This window comes from Methylobacterium fujisawaense (assembly GCF_014138435.1).
In the GTDB taxonomy this organism is placed as follows: domain Bacteria; phylum Pseudomonadota; class Alphaproteobacteria; order Rhizobiales; family Beijerinckiaceae; genus Methylobacterium; species Methylobacterium fujisawaense.
This window is the reverse complement of the sequence record NZ_JACJIM010000007.1, coordinates 189,836-212,833: the sequence shown is the minus strand read 5'-3', so window position 1 is coordinate 212,833 and position 22,998 is coordinate 189,836. Positions and strand designations below refer to the sequence as shown.

Sequence of the window (22,998 nt, the reverse complement as noted above, 5' to 3'; positions counted from 1 at the left end):
GACACAGACCGCCTTTGCTGGCAATGTCAGGGCAGGATCGATCCTGATCCGCGACTTTAGGCAGACGGGTCGTGGCATTGTCTTCTGGCGCAGGCTCTTCGTCGATGTCGGACCAGCACGAAAGCTTGGAAGCCGGGCCGCACCCCGCTCCCATTGCCGTCATCGGGGCAGGCTTCAGCGGCACGATGGCGGCGATACAGCTGCTCGCCCGCTTGCCGCCGCACCAGTCGGTTCTGTTGTGTGAACGGGCGGAGCGCTTCGGGAGCGGTCGCGCCTACGCCACCGGGAACCCCGACCACCTGCTCAACGTGCGCGCCGCCAACATGAGCGCCTATCCCGACCGGCCCTCCCATTTCGAAGACTGGCTTTCGAAGATCGCCGCGGGTGAGGCGGGCACCGGTGCCGGCAACCCCGCGATCGGGCAGGGACATGTGGGCATCTGGCGGACCCCGGCCGGGACCTTCGCGGCACGCGGGCTATACGGAGATTATCTGGCGGCGCTTCTGACCGAAGCGGTGACAGGCGGTTCGACGCCGCGGCTGCACCTGATCAACGACATGATCATCGACCTCGTGCCGGACGAGGACCGTCTGGTCATGGTTGCCGAGGGCGGCCGACGCGTCGACGTCGCGGGTGCGGTGCTGGCGATGGGCAACCTCGCCCTGCCCCAGGAACCGGAAAGCCGCTTCCGGGGCGATCCGTGGAAGCCGGAGCATGACGCGCGGCTGCATCCGGATCATCCGGTTCTCATCATCGGGACCGGTCTCAGCATGGTCGATGCGGTGATCAGTCTTCGGCGCCAAGGCTTTCGCGGGCAGATCATCGCGCTCTCGCGGCGGGGGCAGATCCCGGCCGTGCACGTACGCGCCGCCCCCTGGCCGCGTCCGGACTTCACGGCCGCCGAGACCCGTTCGATCACCCAACTTCTGGCCCGGATCCGCCGGGAGGTCGCCTCCGCGGCGGAGGCTCGCATCGCCTGGCATGGGGTGATCGACGCTCTGCGGCCGGTTACGGACGCCCTCTGGCTCGGCTTGCCGCCAGCCGACCAGGCGCGCTTCCTGCGCCATCTCCGCCCGTTCTGGGACACGCATCGGCACCGCTCCGCACCGCCCACGGGCGCGGCCATCGCCGACGAGATCGAAGCCGGCTCGCTTCAGGTGCTCGCCGGAAAGCTGGTGGCGATCGAGGATCAGACCGGTGAAGCGCGCGTCACGTACCGGCCGCGGGGGGCATCCGAACCCAGAACCCTCGGCGTGCAGCGCATCTTCGATGTTCGCGGCGTCGGACGGGTCGCGGATACGACCGACCCGCTTCTGCGCAATCTGATCGGTCGCGGCCTTGTCCGAGCCGGTCCGTTCGGCCTCGGTCTTGCCGTGCGCCCCGATCTGACGGTCCTGGGTGCATCCGATACAGCGGCGCGCCTCTGGACTCTGGGCCCGTTGCTCCGCGGCGCATACTGGGAATGCACGGCCGTGCCGGACATCCGCAACCAAGCCGTCGACCTGGCTCGGTCCGTCGCGGCGGCGCAGGAACCGTCCGCATCGCTTGAGCCCTCTGCACAGGCTTGAGAGTCGGTCCCGATCAGGTTGCCGAGCGGGGAGGGTGAGCGTCGAGCACCCGCGCCACCGTCAGTCGTAGTGTCTGGACACTTCGATACCCCACCGCCGCCGCCACAACCCGGGGCGGGCGTCCTTCGGCCGCGAGCGCCAGCGCACGGATCACCCGGGCCCGCGCCCGCCAATCACCGAAGCTGAGGCCCGTCTCGGCGCGGAACCCCCGGGTCAGCGTGCGCCGGCTCGCCCCGGCCCGGTCGGCCCAGGCATCGAGGTCGTCCTCCGAGGCCGGATTCTCGATCAGCTCCAGGCAGACCCGGCGCAGGCGTGCGTCGCGCGGGAGTGGCAGGGCGAGCGGCGTGGCGGGGGCCCGGCCGATCTCGTCGAGGACCAGAGCGGCGAGATGGCCGCCGCGGCCATCCTCTGCGTAGAGCACAGGCTCCTCGGCCAGCGCCGTGAGCGCGGAGGCGAGGAGCCGCGACACCGCGATCACCCGGCAACTCGCCGGGAAGGACCGAACCGCGGCGGGATCCAGATAGGCCGAGCACATCGAGACGGCGCCGTGGGTCGCGACCGCGTGCGGCAGCCGCGGCGGGATCCAGAGCGCGTGCCCCTCGGGAACGACCCAGGTGCCGTCCTCCGCGAACGCCATCATCAGCCCGGCCGTGGCGTAGAGCAGCTGCGCGCGGGGATGGAAGTGCCGGGCGAGATGCATCCCGGCCGCGTAGGTCTTGGGCATCACTGCGACCGGGCGCGGGACGTCCTGATAGTCGGCCGCCTCGGTCGACCGCTTCGCGGCGACAGGTGCCTCCGTCAACATTGGCCCGTTCGCATACATATCCGGCCCAACACCACCATCGGGTCAGGCTATCAGCGCGCAGTCCCGGAGGATACGCCGCGATGGATTCCGATACGCTGTCCCGCCGCACCCTGCGCTTCGTCAACGTCGCGCATGCCCTCGACCATTTCGTACTGCTGATCTACCCGACCGCCGTCATCGCCATCGCGGCCCAGACGGGGCTCGGCTACGGCGAGTTGATCGGGCTCGCCACCGGCGCCTTCGTGGCCTTCGGCCTGTGCTCCCTCCCGATGGGTTCGCTCGCCGACCGGTTCGGGCGGCGCAACATGCTGGCGGTGTTCTTCTTCGGTTACGGCCTGTCCTGCCTCGGCGTGGCGAGCGCCTCGACGCCGCTGGCCTTCGCCCTCTGGCTCTGCGTGCTCGGGCTCGCCTCGGCGATCTACCACCCGGTCGGCTCGGCCATGCTGGTGACCCATGCCCGCCGGCTCGGGCGCGATCTCGGCATCAACGGCGTCTGGGGCAATTTCGGCGCGGCCTCGGCTTCCGGACTCACGGCGCTGCTCGCCGCCGCCGTCAGTTGGCGCGCGGCCTTCGTGGTCCCGGGCCTCGTCTGCCTCGCCTGCGGGGCCGCCTTCCTGGCCCTGGTGCCGGGCGACGGGGACGCCTCGGGCCAGAAGGCCGGCGGCGCGGCGGTGATCCCGGTGACCCGGCCCTGGGCGCTGCTGGCGATGTTCGCCCTGTCGATCTTCGCGGGCGGCCTGACCTTCAACCTGACGACGATCAGCCTGCCGAAGGTGATCGACGAGGGCGTCGGGCAGGCGCTGCCGCTGGCGCTCACCGGCTCCCTCGCCACCGGCGTGTTCCTGTTCGGCGCGCTGATGCAGTTGGCCATGGGCCGCCTCATCGACCGCTACAGCCTGCCGTCCCTGTTCGTGGCGCTCTCGGTGCTGCAGCCGGTGGGGCTCGGGATCGCCGCCCTCTCCACCGGCCTGCCGCTGCTCGCCGGGCTCGTGCTGGCCATGACGGCGATCTACGGGCAGGTGGTGATCAACGACGCGATGATCGCCCGCTACGTCCCGCCCGTCTACCGGGCCCGGGCCTACAGCCTGCGCTACTTCGTGGGCTTCACGGCGAGCGGCTTCGTGGTGCCGGCGATCGCCCTCCTGCATGACCGCGGCGGCTTCGCGCTGGTTCTCGGCGTCGCCTCCGCCTGCGGCGCGGTGATCTGGCTCTCGGCCCTCGGCTTCCTGCGGCTGACCCAGGGCGGCGGACAGTCCGCTCTGGCGGCCGCCGAGTAGCGCGGCGGTTTGCGGGTCCGGCCCGGCGCTGCTACGCGGCGCCGGTCCGAGCCGCGAGCAACCCGTGACCGATCTGTCCCTCGTCATCCGGCCCGAGCGGCCGGAGGATGCCCCCGCCATCGAGCGGCTTCATGCCCGGGCCTTCGGCCCCGGCCGCTTCGCCCGTACCGCCTACCGCCTCCGCGAGGGCGCGGCCGAGCGGATCGATCTCGGCATCACCGCCTCGGTGGGCAGCTTCCTCGTCGGCTCGGTCCGGATGGGGCCCGTGCGGACCGGGGCGACATCCTTCGTGATGCTCGGTCCGCTGGCCGTCGATCCGAGCTTCGCGGGCCGCGGCATCGGCGGTACCCTGACCCGCGCGGCGATCGAGGGGGCGCGGCAGGCGGGCGAGGGTCTCGTGATCCTCGTCGGCGACGCGCCCTACTACGCCCGCTTCGGCTTCACGCCGGTCCCGCCCGGGCGCCTGAGCCTGCCGGGACCGGTCGACCCCGCGCGCCTGCTGTGGCTGGAACTGGCCGACGGCTTCAGCGCAGGCGCGTCCGGCCTCGTCGAGGCCCGCGGCGCGTCGCTTTAAGGGACACCGCCGCGCGCCTCCGGCAGCGCGCGGGGGCCATGGCGGCGACGGAAACTGACGCCGTCGGCGAGCGCGAGCCCGTCAGGCCCGGCGGAGCGCCAGCGCGGCGATCAGCCCGGCGGAGAGGAGCGCCAGCGCCACCGGCGTCGCCGAGGTCGCGGGCCAGGCGGAGGCGGCCGCCGTGAACAGCGCCCCGAAGGTCATCTGCGTGAAGCCGTAGAGGCTGGAGGCTGAGCCGGCCGCGTGCGGATCGACGTTCATCAGCCCCGCCACCGCGTTGGGGCTGAGCAGGCCGACGCCCACCGCGTAGGCGAAGAGCGGCACGATCAGGCTGACGACGCCGAGCATCCCGGTGCGGTCCACGATCAGCAGCGTCAGCGCCGCGGCGATACAGAGGAGATTGCCGCTCCGCGCTGCCTTTCGGATCGGCACCCGGGTGGCGAGCCGGCTCGCCAGGACGGCCCCGCCGACCATGCCGAACACGACGATCAGGCAGTCGAATCCCACCTCCTGAGAGGAGCGCCCGAGCCGGTCCACGAGGAGGAACGGCGCCACGGCCAGGAAGGCGTAGAGGCTGGTCCCGCCGCAGGCCCCCGCCACCAGATAGGCGCGGAACACGGGGATCCGCACGAGCCGGAGGTACCCGGACAGAACCGCGACGAATCCCGGCAGCGCCACCTTGTGGCGGTTGGTCTCGGGCAGGGTGAAGACCACGAGCGCGCCCAGCAGGGCGACGAGGCCGGCCAGCACCACGAACACGGCGCGCCAGCCGAAGGCCTCGGTCACGACGCCGCCGATCGCCGGCGCCAGGGCGGGCGTGAGCGTCATCGCGGTGGTGAGGATCGCGAGCTTCCGGGCGGCGTCCTCGCGGGTGGAGACGTCGCGCACCATCGCCCGGCCGATCACCAGGGAGCCGCAGGCGCCGAGCGATTGCAGGACCCGGGCGACGAGCAGGACGCCGATGTTCGGCGCCGGGATCGCGAGCAGCAATCCGGCGAGATAGAGGCCGAGGCCGCCGATCAGGACCGGCCGCCGGCCGTACCGGTCCGAGAGCGGGCCGTAGAGCAGCTGACCGCCCGCAAGCCCGATCAGGTAGACGGTGATCGTCAGTTGCGCGCCGGCGGCGTTGGTGCCGAGGTCCACGGCCGCCGCCGCCAGCGCCGGCACGAAGATGTGCAGCGCCACCGTCCCGGTCATGGTCACGGCAACGAGCAGCGGGAGGGGCGCCCGGCGCTCCTCCCCAACGGAACTTCGGTCAGCCAAGGGGTCCTACGCGGTTTTCAATCCGGCACGATGCCGGGGCGCGGCCGCCTTAGAGCAAGGGGCGCGCCCGGAGCCATGCCGGCGGAACGCGCCTGACACGCGAGGGGCGGGACCGTCCGGAGCCCCGCACCCGGCCCGTGCCTCTACTCCTTCGGAAGCGGCTGCGGGGTCGGCAGCGGCGCGTTCAGGTCCTTGGTCGGGCCGCCGACCTCGAGATCCTTCGCCCGGTCGACCGCCTCGGGATTGGCCTGCGCGGGCGGCTCCTTGGCGGCCGGCGCCGTCGGCGCGGTCGGCTCGGCGGGGATCAGGCTCGAAGGCTGACCCTGCTGGTCGCTGTCATGGGCGCCGGCCGGCGGAGCCGGGGCGTTGCGGTCGCTCGATTCGCCGGTCGTCCGCGGGCTGCCGGGCGACTTCGCCTCGACCGGCTTGGCGGTGCCGGTATCGGCGGGCTTGGCCGGGCTGTCCTTGCCTTCGGACGCCTTGCCGGCGGCGGGCTTGTCGGCGGACGGCTTCTCGGCGGGCGCAGCCGCGGGCTTGTCGTCAGGCTTGGCCGCCGCAGGCGCAGCCGACGGGGCCTCGTCCTTCTCGACGGCGGGGAGCGGCTTCGGCGTCTCGGCCAGGGTTCGCAGATAGGCGATGACGTTGGCCCGCTCCTGCGGCGAAGCGATGCCGGCGTAGGCCATCTTCGTGCCCTTCACGTAGCCCTTCGGGTTGGTGAGGAACCCGTCGAGGTCGGCATAGGTCCACGTGCCGCCCTTCTCCTTCAGGGCCGCCGAATAGTCGAAGCCTGGATGTGAGGCCTTCGGCCGCTCCACGACCCCGTACAGGTCGGGCCCGACCTTGTTCGGGCCGCCCTTCTCGAAATTGTGGCAGGCATGGCAGGCCTTGGTGCCGGCCTCGCCCTTCTCGACATTGGCGCTGGCGAGGCGGACGGCGATCGGCTCGACCTTGGCCTCGGGCGCCGCGGCGGCGGCCTCGGGCTGCGGCTCGGGGAGGTCGTAGCCGGCGTTGCCCGCCGGCTTCGGGTGGTAGATCAATTCGGCGACGAAACCCGATCCGGCCGCGAACAGAAGGGCGCCGAGGACCGCACCCAGGACCTTGTTCACCTCGAACGAGTTCATGCTCTTCTCGCAACTCGGCCGTGCCGATCGCGCGCCTGACACGGGCGAGCGGGCTCGGACACCGGACATTGGAAGATTTCGAGGTTGCCTTAGCGGTTCCGGGCGGCTCCTGACAATGCCACCAGAGGGCTCCGCGTCGCTCCAGCGCAGGATTGTTCCACTGAATTGCCCAGCTTGTCACCGAGTGGCACATTTTCTCCACTGCGCTCCGGCCCGTCTCCGGGGGGACGACAATCGGGGGCCGGCCTGTTAAGCAGCCGGCCGCCTGCCGCCGCGGCCCCGATCCGCGCATCCGGATCCGAATCTCGATGTCCGATCCCCTGGTCCTGATCCCGGCCCGTCTCGCCGCGACCCGCCTGCCGAACAAGCCGCTGGCCGACATCGCCGGCGAGGCCATGATCGTCCATGTCTGGCGCCGGGCCATGGAGGCCGGCATCGGCCCCGTGGTGGTGGCCACCGACACGGCGGAGATCGCCCGGACGGTCGAGGCCGCGGGCGGCCTCGCGGTGATGACCCGGGCCGATCACCCGTCGGGCTCCGACCGCCTCGCCGAGGCGCTCGACATCGTCGACCCGGAGGGTCGCCACGACGTGGTCGTCAACGTCCAGGGCGACCTGCCGACCATCGACCCGGCGATCATCGGCGCCTCCATCGTGCCGTTGGCCGACCGCACCGTCGACATCGTCACCCTCTGTGCGCCGATCACCGACCCCCACGAGGCCGACAACCCGAACGTGGTCAAGCTCGTCGGCCACATGGTCGGTCCGGGGCGCCTGCGCGCCCTGTACTTCACCCGCGCCCGGGCTCCCTGGGGCGACGGGCCGCTCTGGCACCATATCGGCCTGTACGCCTACCGGCGCAGGGCGCTCAGCCGATTCGTGGCCTTGCCGCCCGGCGAGCTGGAGATGCGCGAGAAGCTGGAGCAGCTGCGGGCGCTCGAAGCCGGCATGCGCATCGACGCCGCCATCGTCGACGACCTGCCGCTGGGCGTCGACACCCCCGCCGACCTGGAGCGCGCCCGCGCCCTGCTCCAGAGCCGGCGCCTGAACTGACCCGACGAACGAATCCAGACCGCCATGACAGACCGCACCATCGCCTATCAGGGGGAGCCCGGGGCGAACTCGCACATCATCTGCGCGGAGGCGTATCCGGACTGGACGCCGCTGCCCTGCCCGACCTTCGAGGACGCCTTCGCGGCGGTGACAGAGGGGCGCGCCCAGCGGGCGATGATCCCGATCGAGAACTCGATCGCGGGCCGCGTCGCCGACATCCACCACCTGATCCCGATCTCGCCGCTGCACATCGTGGCCGAGCACTTCCTGCCGATCCACTTCCAGCTGATGGTCCTGCCGGGCACGCAGCGCGAGGCTTTGAAGAGCGTCCACAGCCACGTCCATGCCCTGGGCCAGTGCCGCCGGATCATCCGCCGGCTCGGCCTGAAGGCCGTGGTCGCCGGCGACACCGCCGGGGCCGCCCGCGAGATCGCCGAGATCGGCGACCCGAGCCGGGCGGCTCTGGCGCCCGCACTCGCGGCCGGAGTCTACGGCCTCGACATCCTGGAGCGCGACGTCGAAGACGAGGCGCACAACACCACCCGGTTCGTGGTGTTCTCCCCGGAGCCTCAGCCGGTGGAACAGGGCACCGTGCCCTGTGTGACGAGCTTCGTGTTCCGCGTGCGCAACATCCCGGCCGCGCTCTACAAGGCGCTCGGCGGATTCGCGACCAACGGCGTCAACATGTCGAAGCTCGAGAGCTACATGGTCGACGGCGAATTCACCGCCACGCAGTTCTACGCCGAGGTCGACGGCCATCCGGACGATCCGGGCCTCAGCCGGGCGCTGGACGAACTCGGCTACTTCTCGCGCGAATTGCGGGTGATCGGCACCTACCCGGCCCACCCCTTCCGCGAGATGGCACGGCCGGCGGCGGAGTGATCCTCACTCCCGCCGGAGCACCCGGTCCACCGCCAGATCCGACCAGAAGCCCGGCCGGAAATCGCGCTTGAGCGCCTCGGGGTCGTAGACGGTCTCGACCCAGGTCAGGAAGTCGAGCCCCCTCGCCTCGCCCTCGATGCGATACCGGGCGAAGAACGCGTCGAGGATGCCGGTCTTGGCGAAACGGAGATGGCCGTAGCGGGCGGAGAGCTGCCGGGCGGCCTCGGCCACCGGGCGCCCCTCGTGCAGGATCAGGTAGAGGGCCGAGGCGAGGCCGGCCCGGTCGGCGCCGGACTTACAGTGCATCACCGCCGGGTACTCGATGCCGGCGAAGAAGGCCTTGGCGCCAAGGATGGTGGCCCGGTCCGGCGCTTCCCGCGAGCGGAGCACGAACTCGACCAGCTTGAGCCCGTGGCGCTCGCAGGCCTCGCGCTGCAGCGGCCAGGACCCGTGCTCGCGCCCGCCGCGCAGGGAGATGATCGTCCGCACGCCCTCGGCCCGGAAGCGGGCGAGCTGATGAGGACCGGGCTGGGCCGAGCGCCAGAGGGCGCCGGAGCCGACGCGGTGCCGGTTGAGATAGGCGAGGCGGAAGACGCCGTGGTCGATCAGCAGCATGCTGGCCCAGGCCATGAGACGGTCGCCGGGGCCGGCGATCGGCCGCTCGAAGCGGGCGATCCGGGCCATGCGGCGCGCGTAGCGCCTCTCGGGCTTGAGGAAGCGGTTGAACAAGGCCGTGCTGCCGGGGGAACCGATCCCGGGCTCTATCAGCCGCCCGCCGGCCCGGCAATTCGCGGGCCGGCACCGGCATCACGCGACGTCACGCGACGTCACGCAGGCCGACGCGACGCGGCGCCATTCTTGCCTTCACTCCGCCTGGATCGGCATCGAACCTGCGCGGGCCGCGCGGGTTATCCGCCGGTCGGACGACGGGAGGCCCGAAGCCCATGAGCACGCGCACCACGAGCATCCGCCGGGCCCGCGAGGCCGATCTCGGCGGCTTGTCCAAGGTGTTCGATGCCTCCTGGCGCGAGGCCTATCGCGGCATCATCCCGGGCGTCGCCCTGGAGCGGGTGATCTCGACCCGGGACCGGGCCTGGTGGCAGAGCGCCCTGCGCCGCGGCCGGCCGATCGCGGTGGTGGAGACGGGCGAACTCGTCGTCGGCTACGCGGCCTACGGACGGACGCGCAGCCGGGCGCTCGGCACCGAGGCCGAGATCGACGAACTCTACCTGTTGCCGGAGTATCAGGGCGTCGGCCTCGGCCGGCGCCTGTTCCGGGCGGTGCGCAACGACCTCGCGGATCACGGCCTCACGCGGCTGGGCGTGTGGAGCCTGGAGGACAATGTCCGCGCCGGCGCCTTCTACGAGGGGCTCGGCGGCGTCGCCGGCCCGCGGGCGCTCGACCGCGTGGCGGGCATCCCGCTCCCCAAGGTGGGCTTCCTGTTCGGCTAACGTTTTCCAGCGCTCGTTGCCGGGCCGCACCATCGGCCGATTTGCTTTGCCAAGCGGCGCCACTAAGAGATCCGAGAAGCGGACGAGACCGCATTCCGGAAGCGACACGCCATGAAGATCGACGCCATCCCGCTCGGCAAGAAGCCGCCGCACGACGTCAACGTGATCGTCGAGGTGCCGCTCGGCGGCGAACCGATCAAGTACGAGATGGACAAGGAATCCGGCGCGCTGGTCGTCGACCGGTTCCTCTACACCCCGATGTTCTATCCGGGGAATTACGGCTTCATCCCCCACACCCTGTCGGGCGACGGCGATCCCTGCGACGTGCTGGTGGCCAACACCCGCGCCGTGCTGCCGGGCGCGATCATCAGCGCGCGTCCCGTGGGCGTGATGGTGATGCAGGACGAGGGCGGCGAAGACGAGAAGATCATCGCGGTGCCCTCGCGCCACCTGACCAAGCGGTACGACCGGGTCGAGAACTACACCGACCTGCCCGAGATCACGATCCAGCAGATCCAGCACTTCTTCGAGCACTACAAGGATCTGGAACCCGGCAAGTGGGTCAAGTTCGTCCGCTGGGGCGACAAGGAAGAGGCCCACCGGCTGATCGAGGAAGCGATCGAGCGCGCCAAGGCCAAGAAGTAAGCGGGGCGGCCGCTCCCGCCCGGGAGCGGCCCATGTCCCTCAGCCGTCGATGCGGCGCAGCCCGACCTTGTAGCGCCGGGCATTCTCCACGTAGCGCAGGGCGGCCTGCCGCAGCCCCTCGACCGCGGCCTCGTCGAGGGTGCGCACGGCCTTGGCCGGCGCCCCGACGATCAGGCTGTGATCCGGGAATTCCTTGCCCTCGGTGACCAGCGCGTTGGCGCCGATGAGGCAGCCGCGGCCGATCCGGGCGCCGTTCAGGACCGTCGCCCCCATGCCGACGAGGCTGCCGTCGCCGATGGTGCAGCCGTGCACGATCGCGCCGTGGCCGACCGTGACGTCGCTGCCGATGACGAGGGGAAACCCGGGATCGACGTGCATGATCACGCCCTCCTGGACATTGGTGCGATCGCCGATGCGGATCGGCTCGTTGTCGCCGCGCAGAGCCGCGCCGAACCAGATGCCGACATCGAGGCCGAGATGCACGCGGCCGACCACCTGCGCGTCGGGCGCGATCCAGACCCGGGCGGGGTCGGCGAGGTCGGGGACGTGATCGTCGAGGGCGTAGAGCGGCATGGCGGCCTTTCGTGGGGATCGGGCTTAACGGCCGCGCGATGCGGCCGGGATCGCGACGGATGACGCGCATCGCCTGTCGCGGGAATGGTACGGCGCGTCCAGGCTGCCAATGCTAGGCTGGTTCCGCAAGCAGCCTCGACCTGGACGGGAAACAGAGATGGCGCGATTCCCGGCTCTGATCGGTCTGACGGTGATCCTGCTGACGCAGGGGGCGGGGGCGGCGGACCTGCGGGAGCGGTCGCCCCTGGGCCGGTTCCGGGCGACCTGCGAGGATCTCGCGACCTTCTGCTTCGCCGATGCCTGCGGCGGCGACCAGATCGCCGCGGCCCAGGGCTGCCGGGCGCGCTGCCCGAGCGCGTCGATCATCGATGTCGTGCCGAGCGTCTGCCGGCCGCCCGACGTCCAACCGGCGATGGGTCTCCGGCGCCGGGGCTGAGTTTCCGTCGCGTCCGGTCTCCGGGAGAAAATTCCGCCCGCTGCGGCAACGAAACGCGGAGCGCGGCATTGACCGGTCTCGGACAGTTGGAACAACGGGGACGCGCACAGATGCTCGTGAACGCGCGCGAGGCCCGCCGTCGCACTCTGCTGACAAGCAATCTTCATCCGCCCGAGGGCGGCCTGAACGCCGATCCAATTCTATATGGTGTCGCCGCGGGCTTGGCCTCGCTGTTTCCGCCCGTAACGGCGCAAGCGCAGGATCGTTCCGAGCCGCGCGGACATGCCGAGGGCGACCGGCCCCGGGACGCGACGGCGTCCCGGTAAGACGCCGCCAGCGCTGCCCGTCAGGAAGCCAGCCGCGCGAGAAGGAGAAGCGTCGCCACAGCCGGCACGGCGGTGGCGAGCCATAGGGCGCCGGGATGAAACCCCTCGGGCCCCGTGAAACGGAGGCTCCGCGTCACCGCGGGACGCGAGGGGTCCCCGCGTCCGATCCCGATTCCGACTGGCATCCGTGGCCTCCTCGATACACGAGGAATGAGCCCCGGCGCCCCTCAAGGCCGTCTGAATCGGCGGCCGCCATCATGCGGCGTGGTGAACCGCTCCTTAAAGGGCGCGGTCGAACTTCAGCTCGCCGTTCGGGCTCTTGAGCACGAGCTGCGAGCCGACCAAGTCCCACACCGCCGAGGTGCGCAGGGCGATGAAGAACGCCTGCTCGGCGGCGGCGAGGCCCTTGTCGCAGCTCTTCTTGGTGAGTGCGAGCGGGCCCACGGCGATGTGCTGCTCCTTTAGCGGGAATGCGGTCGCCGCGAAGGTGTTGCAACCGCCGTAGCCGCGGGCGCGGTACTGCTTGTCGATGATGAAGCTCGGCCGGTCGCCACCCGTGAAGGGCTTTCCGTTGAGGCTCACGGCGGTCCAGGTCGAATCGAGCGGGAAGATCTTCTCGCTGGCCTTGGTCCCCGGCACGTACTGGGGCTTCTTCTCCTCTTCGCCGCCGGGGCGGCGATTGCCCCGGCCGAAGCCCGTCGGCGAACCGCCCATCTGGGCCTGCGCCTGCGTCACCGCGGATAGGTCCATAGCCAGCACGGCACAGGCCAAGCTCGCGATCAGCACCCCTCTCATCGTCCAGTCCCCATGTCGCGCGCACCGCGCGCAGGTTGTCCCGGTCCGGAGGCGCCACGCCGGCCGCGCAGCACGGCCCCGCGAGAGACCGCTCCGAATCCTTGCGCCTTGGCGGATGCGACAGGATTTCAGCACAATTATGGTCGCGCTCCGACCGGATGTGCCCGGAAACGATCCGCGACCGCAATCGTTGTTGATGATACCCGAGGAGGAGAGTGAGCGTGGCAGGATCGGACGAGGGCGCACAGAGCGGAACGCAGGCGCCCATCATGAGCCCCGCGCAGTCGCGGGCGGCCCGTGGGCTGCTCGGCTGGTCGCAGGCCGATCTCGCGGGCAAAGTCGGCCTGGACGAGCACTTCGTGCGGGATTTCGAGGGCGGCTACAGCGACCCGCCGAGCGGGCAGATCGAGGCCTTGCGGAGCGCCCTCAGCGCAGCCGGCGCGGTCTTCACCGACGCCCCGACCCTCGGCGTCCATCTGGCGGCCGGACCGGGCGTCGACGAGGGCACCCGCGCCGACGCGCTCACCACGGAGAACGATCGGTAACGCCCGCCGGAATTCCGGAACGCGCCGCTCATGGCGTGTTCAGGCGCAGAATCCGAGAACCAGGGACGCCCGACCCCGCGCACCGTCCTTGGAGCGTCCCGTGATCGATCTCGTCAGCAGCCCGTCGCCGCGCGACCGGCGTCCTGTCTTCGAACGGACCGGAGGCCAGTGATGCGCGCCGACGCCTTTCTGACCGCCGCCGACGCGTTGCCCCTGGCGAGCCTCGATGCCCTCCTGGGGAGCCGGGGGCTGGTGGTCGTCGCGCCCCACCCCGATGACGAGAGCCTCGGATGCGGCGGCCTGATCGCAGCCGCCCGGGCGTCCGGGCGGCCCGTTCACCTCGTCGTGGTCAGCGACGGATGCGGCTCGCACACGCAGTCCCGCCTCTATCCGCCGGAGAAGCTGCGCGCCCTGCGCGAGGCGGAGACGCAGCGGGCCGGAGCGGTGCTCGGCCTCGGATCCGGGGACGTGACCTTCCTGCGCCTGCCCGACGCCCATGTCCCGAGCGACGGGCCGGAGGCCGACGCGGCTGCGGCGGCCGTCGCCCGCGCGGCCGCGGCGATCGGGGCCGGCGCGGTCTTCGTCACGTGGCGCCACGATCCCCATTGCGATCACAAGGCGGCCGCCGCGATCGTCGCCCGCGCCCGACCGCAGATGCCGGGAGTCCGGGTCTATGAGTATCCCGTCTGGGGCTGGACCCTACCGCCCGAGACCGAGGTCGGCCCAAGCCCGACCGGCCTGCGCCTCGACGTCTCCGCCTATCGCGAGACCAAGGCGCGGGCCGTGGCGGCGCACGAATCGCAGACCACCGACCTGATCGCGGACGATCCCCAGGGCTTCCGGCTCGAGCCCGCCATGATCGACCGGCTCTGCGGTCCCTACGAGCGCTTCGTCGCGATCCCCGCATGACCCGGCGGACCCAGACCCTGCCGGAGGATTACTTCCGCGGCATCTACGCCAGCGACCCGGATCCCTGGCGCTTCACCTCCTCGCCCTACGAACGCGAGAAATACGCGGCGACGCTGGCGGCCCTTCCCCAGCCGCGCTACCGGTCCGCCTTCGAGCCGGCCTGCTCGATCGGCGTCTTCACCCGCGCCCTCTCGGAACGCTGCGCCAGGCTCCTCGCCACCGATCTGGTCCCGGCCGCCGCGGAGGCCGCCCGGGCGCGATGCGCGGATCGTCCCCATGTCGAGATCCGGCAGGGGACCATGCCGGCGGACTGGCCGACCGGGCCCTTCGACCTGATCGTCCTCTCCGAGTTCCTGTACTTCCTGGCCCCGCCGGATTTCGCCGAGCTCGTACGCCGGGCCGGCGAGACGATCGCGCCCGGCGGGGACATCGTTCTGGTGCACTGGCTGGGCGAGACCGATTACCCGCTTTCGGGCGATGGTGCCGCCGATGGCTTCATCCGCCTCTCCGCCGCCTTCGCCCAGGTCCTGAGTCAGTCGCGGACCCCCGATTATCGGATCGATGTCCTGCGCGCCGGAGCCGCCTCGTGAGCATCGCGGTCATCACGCTCAACAAAGGTCGGCGCGCACACCTGACCCGCCTGCTCGACGGTCTCGGTCGCGGCGATCCACCCGATCGCTGCGTCGTCGTCGAGATCGGCAGCGATGAGGCGCCCTACCCGGCGCTGCCCTTCCCGGTGGAGCGCGTCGCTTTCCCGCATGCCGGCCTGCCCCTCGCGGCGGCGCGCAATGCCGGGCGCCGGGCGGCCCAGGCCGAGACGCTGATCTTCCTCGACGTCGATTGCATCCCCTCGGCGGGGCTCGTCGCGGGCCTGTCGCGGGCGGTGGCCGAGCAGGACGGCCTGATCTGCTGCGAGATCGGCTACCTGCCGGCCGGCGCGGTGGCGGATGGATGGTGCGCGGCGGATCTGGAGCGGTTCGGCCAGCCGCACCCGGTGCGGGCCTTCCCGCCCGCAGGCGTGGTGGCGCCGGCACCGCAGGCCGGGCTGTTCTGGTCGCTCGCCTTCGCGGTGCGCGCCGAGACCTATGACCGCCTCGGCGGGTTCGACGAAACCTTTTCCGGCTACGGCGCGGAGGACACCGATCTGGCGTTCCGGGCGGAGAAGGCGGGGGTGCCGATCCTGTTCCTGGGAGGCCCCCGGGCCTACCACCAGCATCATCCGGGCTACGACCCGCCGCTGCAGCATTTCCGCGACATCGTCGCCAACGCGGCCCGCTTTCACGACCGGCACGGGATCTGGCCGATGGACGGCTGGCTCGACGGGTTCGCCCGGCTCGGGCTGATCGCGGCGGATCGGTCGAACGGGATCGTCATCCATCGCGACCCGACTCCGGACGAGATGGCTGCGGCGCGGCTGCCGGACGATCGGCCGTTCTAGGGCCGTCGCGGCCGCCGCGCCGCAGAGTTTGTCCCTTCTCCCGAAGAGACTGGTGAGGGGTGAACCCGCTCCGGGGCCTTCTCCAACCCTCATCCGAACCTGTCACGCGGTCACGGGCTTGCCCGCGATCCGCTCCGATCTGCCCCGGGGCCCGGCAAGCCCGGCCCCGGTCATGCAGCTGCTTGGCGCGCCGTTCGGGCGGCCTCAGCCCTTCATGGCGTTCGCCTTCTCGATCAGCGCCTCGGCCATGCGGATCGAGGCGATGTCGATGAGGCGTCCGTCCAGGGACACGGCGCCGCGGCCGGCCTTGGCGGCCTCTTCCATGGCCTCGAGAATGCGGCGGGCCTTGGTGACCTCGGCTTCCGAGGGGGTGAACACCTCGTTGGCGAGATCGATCTGCGACGGGTGGATCGCCCACTTCCCTTCGAAGCCGAGGGCGGCGCAGCGGCGGGCCGCCGAGCGGTAGCCATCCGGATCCGAGAAGTCGCCGAACGGTCCGTCGATCGGGCGCAGGCCGTAGGCGCGGCAGGCCACCAGCATGCGGTTCTGAGCGAACAGCCACGGATCCTGCCAGTGGGTCTGGCGATTGCCGGCCTCGTCCTTGTCAGTGAGCACCGAGAAGTCGGGGTTCACGCCGCCGATCACCGTCGAGCGGGCGCGGGTCGAGGCGGCGTAATCGGCCACGCCGAAGGACATCGCCTCCAGGCGCTTCGACGACTGGGCGATCGCCTCGACATTGGCCATGCCGAGCGCGGTCTCGATCAGCACCTCGAAGCCGATCTGCTTGTCACGCTTCTTGGCCTGCTCGATCTGGGTGACCAGCACGTCGATGGCGTAGACGTCGGCCGGCACGCCGACCTTGGGGATCAGCACCATGTCGAGGCGCGGGCAGGCTTCGACGATGTCGACCACGTCGCGGTACATGTAGTGGGTGTCGAGACCGTTGATGCGGATCATCATGGTCTTGTTGCCCCAATCCAGGTCGTTGAGCGCCTGGATGATGTTGGTGCGGGCCTTCTCCTTGTCGTCGGGGGCGACCGCGTCCTCGAGGTCGAGGAAGATCACGTCGGCGGCCGACTGCGCCGACTTCTCCATGAAGGTCGGGTTGGAGCCGGGGACCGCGAGTTCGGACCGGTGCAGGCGCGGCTTGGCCTGCTGGATCAGGGTGAAGCTCATCTTGGATTCTCTCTCCTGGTGACGGTTCTGATGCCGTTGCGGGGCTGGACCCCGTTCACCGGCGGCAAATGGCGCGCACTGGGCTGCCTGACAGGGCGCGCAGGCGCGTTTCGATCCGATCCCTCAACGTGCGAGGCCCGCACCGCCTCACCCGGTCGCCCCGAAGCCGACCGCGATGCAGTTGATGGACAGGAGCAGGGCCGACTTCACCGCCTCGCGCCGGTCCTCGTCGGTCTCGGCGCGGTAGCGGGCGAGCAGTTCCACCTGCTCGCGGCTGACCTGGTTGATGGTCGGAAGCCGCCCCTTCAGGCGGTCCCGGAACAGGGGGAAGCGCTCGGCGAGATCCGCGCCGCCGCTCACCCGCAGCACCATCTCCCGGGTCAGTGCGTATTCGGCCTCGATCATCGAGAAGATCCGGTCCCGGATCGCCGCATCCGGGACGAGGCCCGCATAGGCGCGGGCGATGTCGAGATCGACCATCATCAGCGTCTTCTCGACCTCGTCGAGGACGAGGCGGAGGATGCGGGATTCGTTGAACAGCCGCTTGAGGGTCGCCTCGCCGTCGCGGCCGCGCACGTCGATGAAGCTCGCGAGCCCGGACCCGACCCCGTACCAGCCGGTGATCACGTGCCGGTTCTGCGACCACGCGAACACCCAGGGGATCGCCCGCAGGTCCGAGAGCGAGCGGGCGCCGAACCGGCGGGCCGGCCGCGAGCCGATGTTGAGGAGCGCGATCTCGTCCAGCGGGCTCGCCGCCTGGAAGTAGTCGACGAGGCCGTCGGTCTGGAGCAGCTGGACGTAGGCCGCCCGGGACGCGCCGGCCAGCGCCTCCAGGGCGTCGTCGTGGCCGGGGCCCGCCCGCTCGCCGTCGCCGGCGAGCGCGTGCTCGAACACCGAGGCGGCGAGCAGCTCCATCTGGTAGGCGGCGGTGCCGCGGTTGGCGTACTTGAACGAGACGACCTCGCCCTGCTCGGTGGTGCGGAACCGGCCGCGGATCGAGCCCGGCGGCTGGGCCATGATGCCGCGATGGGTCGGCACGCCGCCGCGGCTCACCGAGCCGCCGCGCCCGTGGAAGAAGGCGATGCCGACACCGAGTTCCTCGCCGAGCCGGGTCAGCTTGCTCTGCGCCTTGTAGAGCTCCCAGTTGGCGGCGACGAAGCCGCCGTCCTTGTTGGAGTCGGAATAGCCGATCATGACCTCCTGGACCCCGCCCTGCCAGCGGGTGGAGCGGCGCACCACCGGCACGCCGAGCAGCGCCCGCATGATCGCCGGGGCGGCACGCAGGTCGTCGATGGTCTCGAACAGGGGCACGATCGGCAGCGGGCAGATCTCCGTCCCGGCCGCGTCGAGGAACACCCCCGCCTCCTTGGCCAGCAGGTAGGCGCCGAGGACGTCCTCCACCGAGCGGGTCATCGACAGCACGAAGGCGCCGAACGCCTCCCGGTCGAGGGCCTCGCGCATCTCGGCGACGAGGGCGAAGGTGGCGAGGGTCTCCCGGGCGGCGTCGGGCAGGTCCTCGAAGGACCGCTCGGGATCACGGGGCCGGGCGAGTTCGGTATCGAGCCACTGGCGCCACGCGGTCGAACCGAGGGCCGGCGGCTCGCCGTCGCCGTTGCGCTGGCGCCAGAGGGCATGGAGCGTGTCGGTGGTCCGCGTGGTGTTCTCGCGCAGGTCGAGCCGGACCGTCGAGAAGCGGAAGATTTCCACCATGCGCCGGACAGGGCGGACGAGATCCCGCGCCAGCGCCCCGCACTTGGCCTCCGTCAGGCCGCGCTCCAGCGTGCGCAGGTCCTCGATCAAGCCGTCGGCGCTGGCGTAGTCGGGACCGGACGGGTGCTCACCTTCGTTGCGGGCGATCGTCGCCTCGATCTTGCGCAGGACGCAGGAGAGATATTGGCGATAAGGCTCGCCCGGGTTGCGCCGGGTGATGGCGCGGGCCTGGCCGCTCTCGGCGAGCTGCCGTTCGAGTTCCGCGTGAAAGCTTTCGGGCAGCGGCAGCGAGCGCTCGGTGAGCGAGAGGGTCCGGCCCAGTTCGCGCACGCCGTCGCGGTAGCGGGTGAGCGAGGCCAGGGCGTTGCGGTGCAGGGTCTGCCGGGTGACCGCGGCCGTGACGTAGGGGTTGCCGTCCCGGTCGCCGCCGATCCAGGAGCCGAACTGGAAGAACGGCGGCACCTTGAAGTCCGTGCCCGGATAGGTCTCGGCGAGGGCCTCGTGCAGGGTCTCCAGGGTCTCGGGCAGCATCTCGAACAGGGTCTCGTCGAAGAAGTGCAGCCCCCAGGCCACTTCCCGCTCGACCGTCGCCTTCTCCAGGTGCAGCTCGCCCGTCATCCAGACCAGCTCGATCTGGTCGCGGAGCTCGTTCATGAGCCCGTTGCGCTCACGATCGGTCCAGCGCGGCATCTCCAGCTCGCGCAGCACGAGGTAGATCCGGCGGAACTTCTCCAGCACCGTCACGCGCTTGCCCTCGGTGGGGTGCGCGGTGAGCGTCGGGCGGATGCGCAGGTCGCTGAGCAGCGCCTGGATCTTCTCCGGGGGCACGCCCTGCCGGCGGGCATCCGCGAAGACCTTGGCGAAGGAGCCGCTGAGCGCGGCACGGCCTTCCGTGCGCTCCACGTGCCGGCGGCGGCGCATCGCGGCGTTCTGCTCGGCGATGGAGATCAGCTGGAACCAGATGCCCTGCACCTGCAGCGCGCGCGCCAGCATCTGCGGCGAGAAGCGCGAGATGTCGGCCGTGCCGTGCAGGACCGCCTCGAGGTCGGGATCGTGCCGGCGGGCGACATCGAGCAGCGCCTGGAACAGGATGTCCAGCGCCTGCTCGGCCGAGGTGCCGACGATCACCGGCGGCGCGAAGGCTGTCGCGTCGACGAGACCTGGATGTGCGTGAAGGGTGCGGGTCATGAGGCCACCTCGTGGCGCGCGGTTTTCTTGGAGGATGTTGAGCGCGAAGCGTCGTCACCACCGGCTCGGGAGGTACGCGCATCGGCCGGCGCCCAGCGCGACGAGCCCCCTCTCCCGTGCGGGAGAGGGTCGGGGTGAGGGACGCGATGGTTCAGGATCGAGCGCGCCGCCGGTACGCCGATGGACCGCGCCTTCTCCGGAAGGATCCGATCCCTCACCCTGTCCCTCTCCCGCACGGGAGGGGGACCCACGCCGCATTCTGAGCCTGTGCGGCAGGCTGGTTGCGGCTACGCCGCCCGGGCCAGCACGTCGGCCACCGTCTGGCCGAAGGAACCCGGATCGGGCGCCACGGTGAGGCCGTAGGAGCGCATGATCTCGGCCTTCTCGGCGGCGCTGTCGCCGGCAGCCGAGATGATCGCCCCCGCATGGCCCATGCGGCGGCCCTTCGGCGCCGTGAGCCCCGCCACGAAGCCGATCACCGGCTTCGACATGTTCTCGCGGATCCAGGCCGACGCCTCGGCCTCCTGCGGGCCGCCGATCTCGCCGATCATCAGCACCGCGTCCGTGTCCGGATCGGTCTCGAACAGGGCGAGGTGGTCGAGGAAGGACGAGCCGTTGATCGGATCGCCGCCGATCCCCACCGAGGTGGAGATCCCGAGCCCGAGCTCCTTGAGCTGCGAGGCCGCCTCGTAGCCGAGCGTCCCCGACCGGGAGATCACCCCGACATTGCCGGGGAGATAGATGTGACCGGGCATGATGCCGAGCATCGCCTTGCCGGGGGAGATGATGCCGGCACAGTTCGGGCCGACCACCATCGTGCGGCGATCCCGCGGATAGCGCATCAAGTAGCGCTTCACCCGCATCATGTCCTGGGCCGGGATGCCGTCCGTGATCGAGCAGACCAGCCGCAGGCCGGCATCGGCCGCCTCCATGATGGCGTCGGCCGCGAAGGGAGGCGCCACGAAGGTGATGGACGTGGTGGCGCCGGTCGCCGCCACCGCCTCCTTGACGGTGTTGAACACCGGCAGGCCGAGATGGGTGCGGCCGCCCTTGCCCGGGGTGACGCCGCCGACGACGTTCGTGCCGTAATCCAGCATCTCCTTGGCGTGGAAGGTGCCCTTGTCGCCCGTGATGCCCTGGACGATGATCGGGGTGGTCTCGTCGATGAGGATGCTCATGGCGCGGTCTCCCCTTCAGTGCTGCGTCTGGGCGGTGGCGCAGGCGTCGACCGCCTTCTTGGCCGCCTCCGACAGGGTGTCGGCGGTGATCAGGTCGAGGCCGCTCTCGGCCAGGATCTTCTTGCCCGCCTCCACGTTCGTACCGGCGAGCCGGACCACCAGCGGCACGTCGATCTTCACTTCGCGCGCCGCCTGGACCACACCCTCGGCGACCCAGTCGCAGCGGTTGATGCCGGCGAAGATGTTGACGAGGATCGCCTTCACGTTGCGGTCCGACAGGACCAGCCGGAAGGCCGTGGCCACCCGCTCGGGCGAGGCGCCGCCGCCGACATCCAAGAAGTTCGCCGGCTCGCCGCCCGCGTGCTTGATCATGTCCATGGTGGCCATGGCCAGCCCGGCGCCGTTGACGATGCAGCCGATCTCGCCCTCGAGGCCGATGTAGCTGAGGTTGTGCTCGGCGGCCTGCGCCTCGCGGGGATCACCCTGCGAGGGGTCGTGCATGTCGGCGATGCCCGGCCGGCGGAACATCGCGTTGTCGTCGAAGGACATCTTGGCATCGAGCGCGAGCACCCGGTCGTCCTTGGTGACGACCAGCGGATTGATCTCCAGCATCGTGCCGTCGCAGTCGCGGAACGCCCGGTAGGCGTTCATGATCGTCTTCACCGCGGCCGAGACCTGCTTGATGTTGAGACCGAGCTGGAAGGCGATCTCCCGGGCCTGGAACTGCTGCAGGCCCACCGCCGGCTCGACCACCACCTGGATCAGGGCGTCGGGCTCGTTCGCGGCGATCTCCTCGATGTCCATGCCACCGCGCTGGCTGGCGATGACGCGCACGCGCTCGGCCTTCCGGTCCAGCACGTAGCCGAGGTAGAGCTCACGCTCGAACGGGTCGGCGGTTTCGACGTAGACCCGCTGGACCGGCTTACCCTCGGGACCGGTCTGGTGGGTGACGAGGCGCTTGCCGAGGAGATCCTTGGCGGCGTCGCGGACCTCGTTATAAGTCCGGCAGAGCTTGATGCCGCCGGCCTTTCCGCGGGCACCCGCGTGGATCTGCGCCTTCACGGCCCAGAAGGATCCGCCCAATTCCGTAGCCGCGTAGACCGCCTGATCCGGGCTGAACGCGATCGCGCCCTTCGGGACGGCCACGCCGAAGCTCGCAAGCAGCTCCTTGGCCTGATACTCGTGGACGTCCATTCGGCGCCTCCTCCGCGGTTCGTTGCCGCCGTTGATGCCCTTCACTTTAGTTGAGTCGAAGGAATAAGCCCGTCAAATTTTTTGATCTCGGGCTTGACGACGACTTTTTCGCGGTTGCAGCACGGATCGTAGTCGATGCTGCGTTGCGGCATACTCAAAAACAACGAGGCCGGGGCATGATGCACCCGGCCTCGACTGTCGATGGTTTGCCGGCGCCAGGATCAAGCGCCGCGGGCGTCAGTTCACTTTGGTCTTCACCACCTCGTAGACCTTCTCGGTCAAGGCCCCGGCCCCGGCCAGAAGGTCTTCGAGTTCCTTCAGCCGCTCGTCGGCGAAGTCCCGGTCCTCGAGACCCTTCGCGTTCACGTAGACGTTGAGCGCCGCGCTGCGCAGTCCGGCATGGGCGGAGAGCACGGCCACGCCGGCATCCGACACGACGTTGAGGTTGCCCTTGTCGGCGGTGATCGCCGCGAGGTCGATCACCGCGCGGCACGCCCGGCAGCAGGCGAGCGGCACGTCGCAGGCCGTCTTGAGGGCCGCCTGGATTTTCTCCGCGCGGGCCGCCTTCTCGTCGTCGGTGGCCTTGGGCAGGCCGTAGGCACCCATCACGGCGTCGAAGGCCTGGACGTCCTCCCCGATCATGCCGGTGAGCACGACCCGCAGGCCCTCGGACTTGGCCAGGACTTCCTTCAGCTCGGCCTCGACCTCGACATACTTCTTCTTGCCGATGGTGAGGTTGCAGACCATCGACACCAGAGCCGCGCCCATGGCGCCGGAGATCGCCGCCGCGCCGCCACCGCCGGGGGTCGGGGCGGCGCTGGCGAGTTCCGTCAGGAAGGTCTGGATGGACGCGTTTTCCGGCGCCTGCTGCGTGTCCGACATGGGCGTCCCT

23 protein-coding genes are annotated in these 22,998 nt (G+C 70.7%); 12 read left to right on the top strand and 11 right to left on the bottom strand.

The features are described from left to right. Positions 1-125 precede the first annotated feature (125 nt). A complete protein-coding gene (locus GGQ91_RS22025) occupies positions 126-1,568 on the top strand; it encodes an FAD/NAD(P)-binding protein (RefSeq protein WP_043381205.1) in 1,443 nt (480 codons plus the stop codon). A 13-nt stretch (positions 1,569-1,581) separates the two neighbouring features. On the opposite strand, the gene GGQ91_RS22020 is transcribed toward GGQ91_RS22025, so the two are convergent. After that, positions 1,582-2,373 (bottom strand): AraC family transcriptional regulator, encoded by a 792-nt coding sequence (locus GGQ91_RS22020; protein WP_043350024.1) that lies wholly within the window; start codon positions 2,371-2,373, stop codon positions 1,582-1,584. An 80-nt stretch (positions 2,374-2,453) separates the two neighbouring features. Here GGQ91_RS22020 and GGQ91_RS22015 point away from each other — a divergent pair, with 80 nt between their 5' ends. Both GGQ91_RS22015 and GGQ91_RS22010 read left to right on the top strand, forming a co-directional pair. After that, positions 2,454-3,650 carry an MFS transporter gene (locus GGQ91_RS22015; protein WP_043758956.1) on the top strand — a complete coding sequence of 399 codons (1,197 nt, stop codon included), beginning with the start codon at positions 2,454-2,456 and terminating at the stop codon, positions 3,648-3,650. 64 nt (positions 3,651-3,714) lie between these two features. Next, the gene (locus GGQ91_RS22010; RefSeq protein ID WP_043350027.1) at positions 3,715-4,224 is read left to right on the top strand and encodes a GNAT family N-acetyltransferase; all 510 of its coding nucleotides are present in this window, start codon (positions 3,715-3,717) and stop codon (positions 4,222-4,224) included. A gap of 81 nt (positions 4,225-4,305) precedes the next feature. On the opposite strand, the gene GGQ91_RS22005 is transcribed toward GGQ91_RS22010, so the two are convergent. Next, the gene (locus tag GGQ91_RS22005; protein WP_043381210.1) at positions 4,306-5,487 is read right to left on the bottom strand and encodes a multidrug effflux MFS transporter; all 1,182 of its coding nucleotides are present in this window, start codon (positions 5,485-5,487) and stop codon (positions 4,306-4,308) included. 143 nt (positions 5,488-5,630) lie between these two features. Further along, on the bottom strand, positions 5,631-6,608 hold the full coding sequence (locus GGQ91_RS22000; RefSeq protein WP_179697108.1) for a c-type cytochrome: 978 nt from the start codon (positions 6,606-6,608) through the stop codon (positions 5,631-5,633). A gap of 308 nt (positions 6,609-6,916) precedes the next feature. On the opposite strand from GGQ91_RS22000, the gene GGQ91_RS21995 reads away from it, so the two are divergent. Next, a complete protein-coding gene (locus GGQ91_RS21995) occupies positions 6,917-7,660 on the top strand; it encodes a 3-deoxy-manno-octulosonate cytidylyltransferase (protein ID WP_043347096.1) in 744 nt (247 codons plus the stop codon). A gap of 24 nt (positions 7,661-7,684) precedes the next feature. Beyond that, a complete protein-coding gene (locus GGQ91_RS21990) occupies positions 7,685-8,542 on the top strand; it encodes a prephenate dehydratase (protein ID WP_043347099.1) in 858 nt (285 codons plus the stop codon). A gap of 3 nt (positions 8,543-8,545) precedes the next feature. On the opposite strand, the gene GGQ91_RS21985 is transcribed toward GGQ91_RS21990, so the two are convergent. Next, positions 8,546-9,271 (bottom strand): tyrosine-protein phosphatase, encoded by a 726-nt coding sequence (locus tag GGQ91_RS21985; RefSeq protein ID WP_043381213.1) that lies wholly within the window; start codon positions 9,269-9,271, stop codon positions 8,546-8,548. A 215-nt stretch (positions 9,272-9,486) separates the two neighbouring features. On the opposite strand from GGQ91_RS21985, the gene GGQ91_RS21980 reads away from it, so the two are divergent. Together GGQ91_RS21980 and ppa are read left to right on the top strand one after the other, a co-directional pair. Beyond that, positions 9,487-9,993, top strand: coding sequence for a GNAT family N-acetyltransferase (locus GGQ91_RS21980; protein ID WP_043347102.1), 507 nt, complete (start codon positions 9,487-9,489; stop codon positions 9,991-9,993). A gap of 111 nt (positions 9,994-10,104) precedes the next feature. Beyond that, positions 10,105-10,638: an inorganic diphosphatase gene (gene ppa / locus GGQ91_RS21975; protein ID WP_043347104.1), complete on the top strand. Its 534-nt coding sequence runs from the start codon at positions 10,105-10,107 to the stop codon at positions 10,636-10,638. A gap of 39 nt (positions 10,639-10,677) precedes the next feature. Here ppa and GGQ91_RS21970 read toward each other — a convergent pair whose 3' ends face one another. Next, the gene (locus GGQ91_RS21970; protein ID WP_182592839.1) at positions 10,678-11,211 is read right to left on the bottom strand and encodes a gamma carbonic anhydrase family protein; all 534 of its coding nucleotides are present in this window, start codon (positions 11,209-11,211) and stop codon (positions 10,678-10,680) included. Between the two features lie 157 nt (positions 11,212-11,368). Here GGQ91_RS21970 and GGQ91_RS21965 point away from each other — a divergent pair, with 157 nt between their 5' ends. Continuing rightward, on the top strand, positions 11,369-11,647 hold the full coding sequence (locus GGQ91_RS21965; protein ID WP_043758962.1) for a hypothetical protein: 279 nt from the start codon (positions 11,369-11,371) through the stop codon (positions 11,645-11,647). A 605-nt stretch (positions 11,648-12,252) separates the two neighbouring features. Here the strand turns inward: GGQ91_RS21965 and GGQ91_RS21960 are convergent. Continuing rightward, positions 12,253-12,768 carry an META domain-containing protein gene (locus tag GGQ91_RS21960; protein ID WP_043381219.1) on the bottom strand — a complete coding sequence of 172 codons (516 nt, stop codon included), beginning with the start codon at positions 12,766-12,768 and terminating at the stop codon, positions 12,253-12,255. 221 nt (positions 12,769-12,989) lie between these two features. Between GGQ91_RS21960 and GGQ91_RS21955 the strand changes: the two genes are divergently transcribed. From GGQ91_RS21955 to GGQ91_RS21940, 4 genes are all read left to right on the top strand, one after another. Continuing rightward, positions 12,990-13,313, top strand: a complete 324-nt coding sequence (locus tag GGQ91_RS21955; RefSeq protein WP_043355970.1) for a helix-turn-helix domain-containing protein — start codon at positions 12,990-12,992, stop codon at positions 13,311-13,313. A 171-nt stretch (positions 13,314-13,484) separates the two neighbouring features. Continuing rightward, a complete protein-coding gene (locus GGQ91_RS21950) occupies positions 13,485-14,222 on the top strand; it encodes a PIG-L deacetylase family protein (protein WP_182592838.1) in 738 nt (245 codons plus the stop codon). Then, positions 14,219-14,812, top strand: coding sequence for a class I SAM-dependent methyltransferase (locus tag GGQ91_RS21945; protein ID WP_182592837.1), 594 nt, complete (start codon positions 14,219-14,221; stop codon positions 14,810-14,812). Before GGQ91_RS21950 ends, GGQ91_RS21945 begins: the two co-directional genes overlap by 4 nt. Next, complete coding sequence (locus tag GGQ91_RS21940; protein ID WP_179697110.1) at positions 14,809-15,660, top strand: glycosyltransferase family 2 protein; 852 nt, start codon at positions 14,809-14,811, stop codon at positions 15,658-15,660. The genes GGQ91_RS21945 and GGQ91_RS21940 overlap by 4 nt, the downstream gene beginning before the upstream one ends. 204 nt (positions 15,661-15,864) lie before the next feature. Here the strand turns inward: GGQ91_RS21940 and GGQ91_RS21935 are convergent, their stop codons facing one another. From GGQ91_RS21935 to fchA, 5 genes are all read right to left on the bottom strand, one after another. Next, a complete protein-coding gene (locus GGQ91_RS21935; protein WP_043355694.1) occupies positions 15,865-16,836 on the bottom strand; it encodes an HpcH/HpaI aldolase/citrate lyase family protein in 972 nt (323 codons plus the stop codon). 147 nt (positions 16,837-16,983) lie between these two features. Next, complete coding sequence (locus tag GGQ91_RS21930; RefSeq protein ID WP_053609022.1) at positions 16,984-19,734, bottom strand: phosphoenolpyruvate carboxylase; 2,751 nt, start codon at positions 19,732-19,734, stop codon at positions 16,984-16,986. 287 nt (positions 19,735-20,021) lie between these two features. Further along, positions 20,022-20,912, bottom strand: a complete 891-nt coding sequence (sucD, locus tag GGQ91_RS21925) for a succinate--CoA ligase subunit alpha (RefSeq protein WP_043355698.1) — start codon at positions 20,910-20,912, stop codon at positions 20,022-20,024. Between the two features lie 15 nt (positions 20,913-20,927). Then, a complete protein-coding gene (locus GGQ91_RS21920; protein WP_111473641.1) occupies positions 20,928-22,106 on the bottom strand; it encodes a malate--CoA ligase subunit beta in 1,179 nt (392 codons plus the stop codon). A 237-nt stretch (positions 22,107-22,343) separates the two neighbouring features. Beyond that, positions 22,344-22,988: a methenyltetrahydrofolate cyclohydrolase gene (fchA, locus tag GGQ91_RS21915; RefSeq protein WP_111473640.1), complete on the bottom strand. Its 645-nt coding sequence runs from the start codon at positions 22,986-22,988 to the stop codon at positions 22,344-22,346. Positions 22,989-22,998 lie beyond the last annotated feature (10 nt).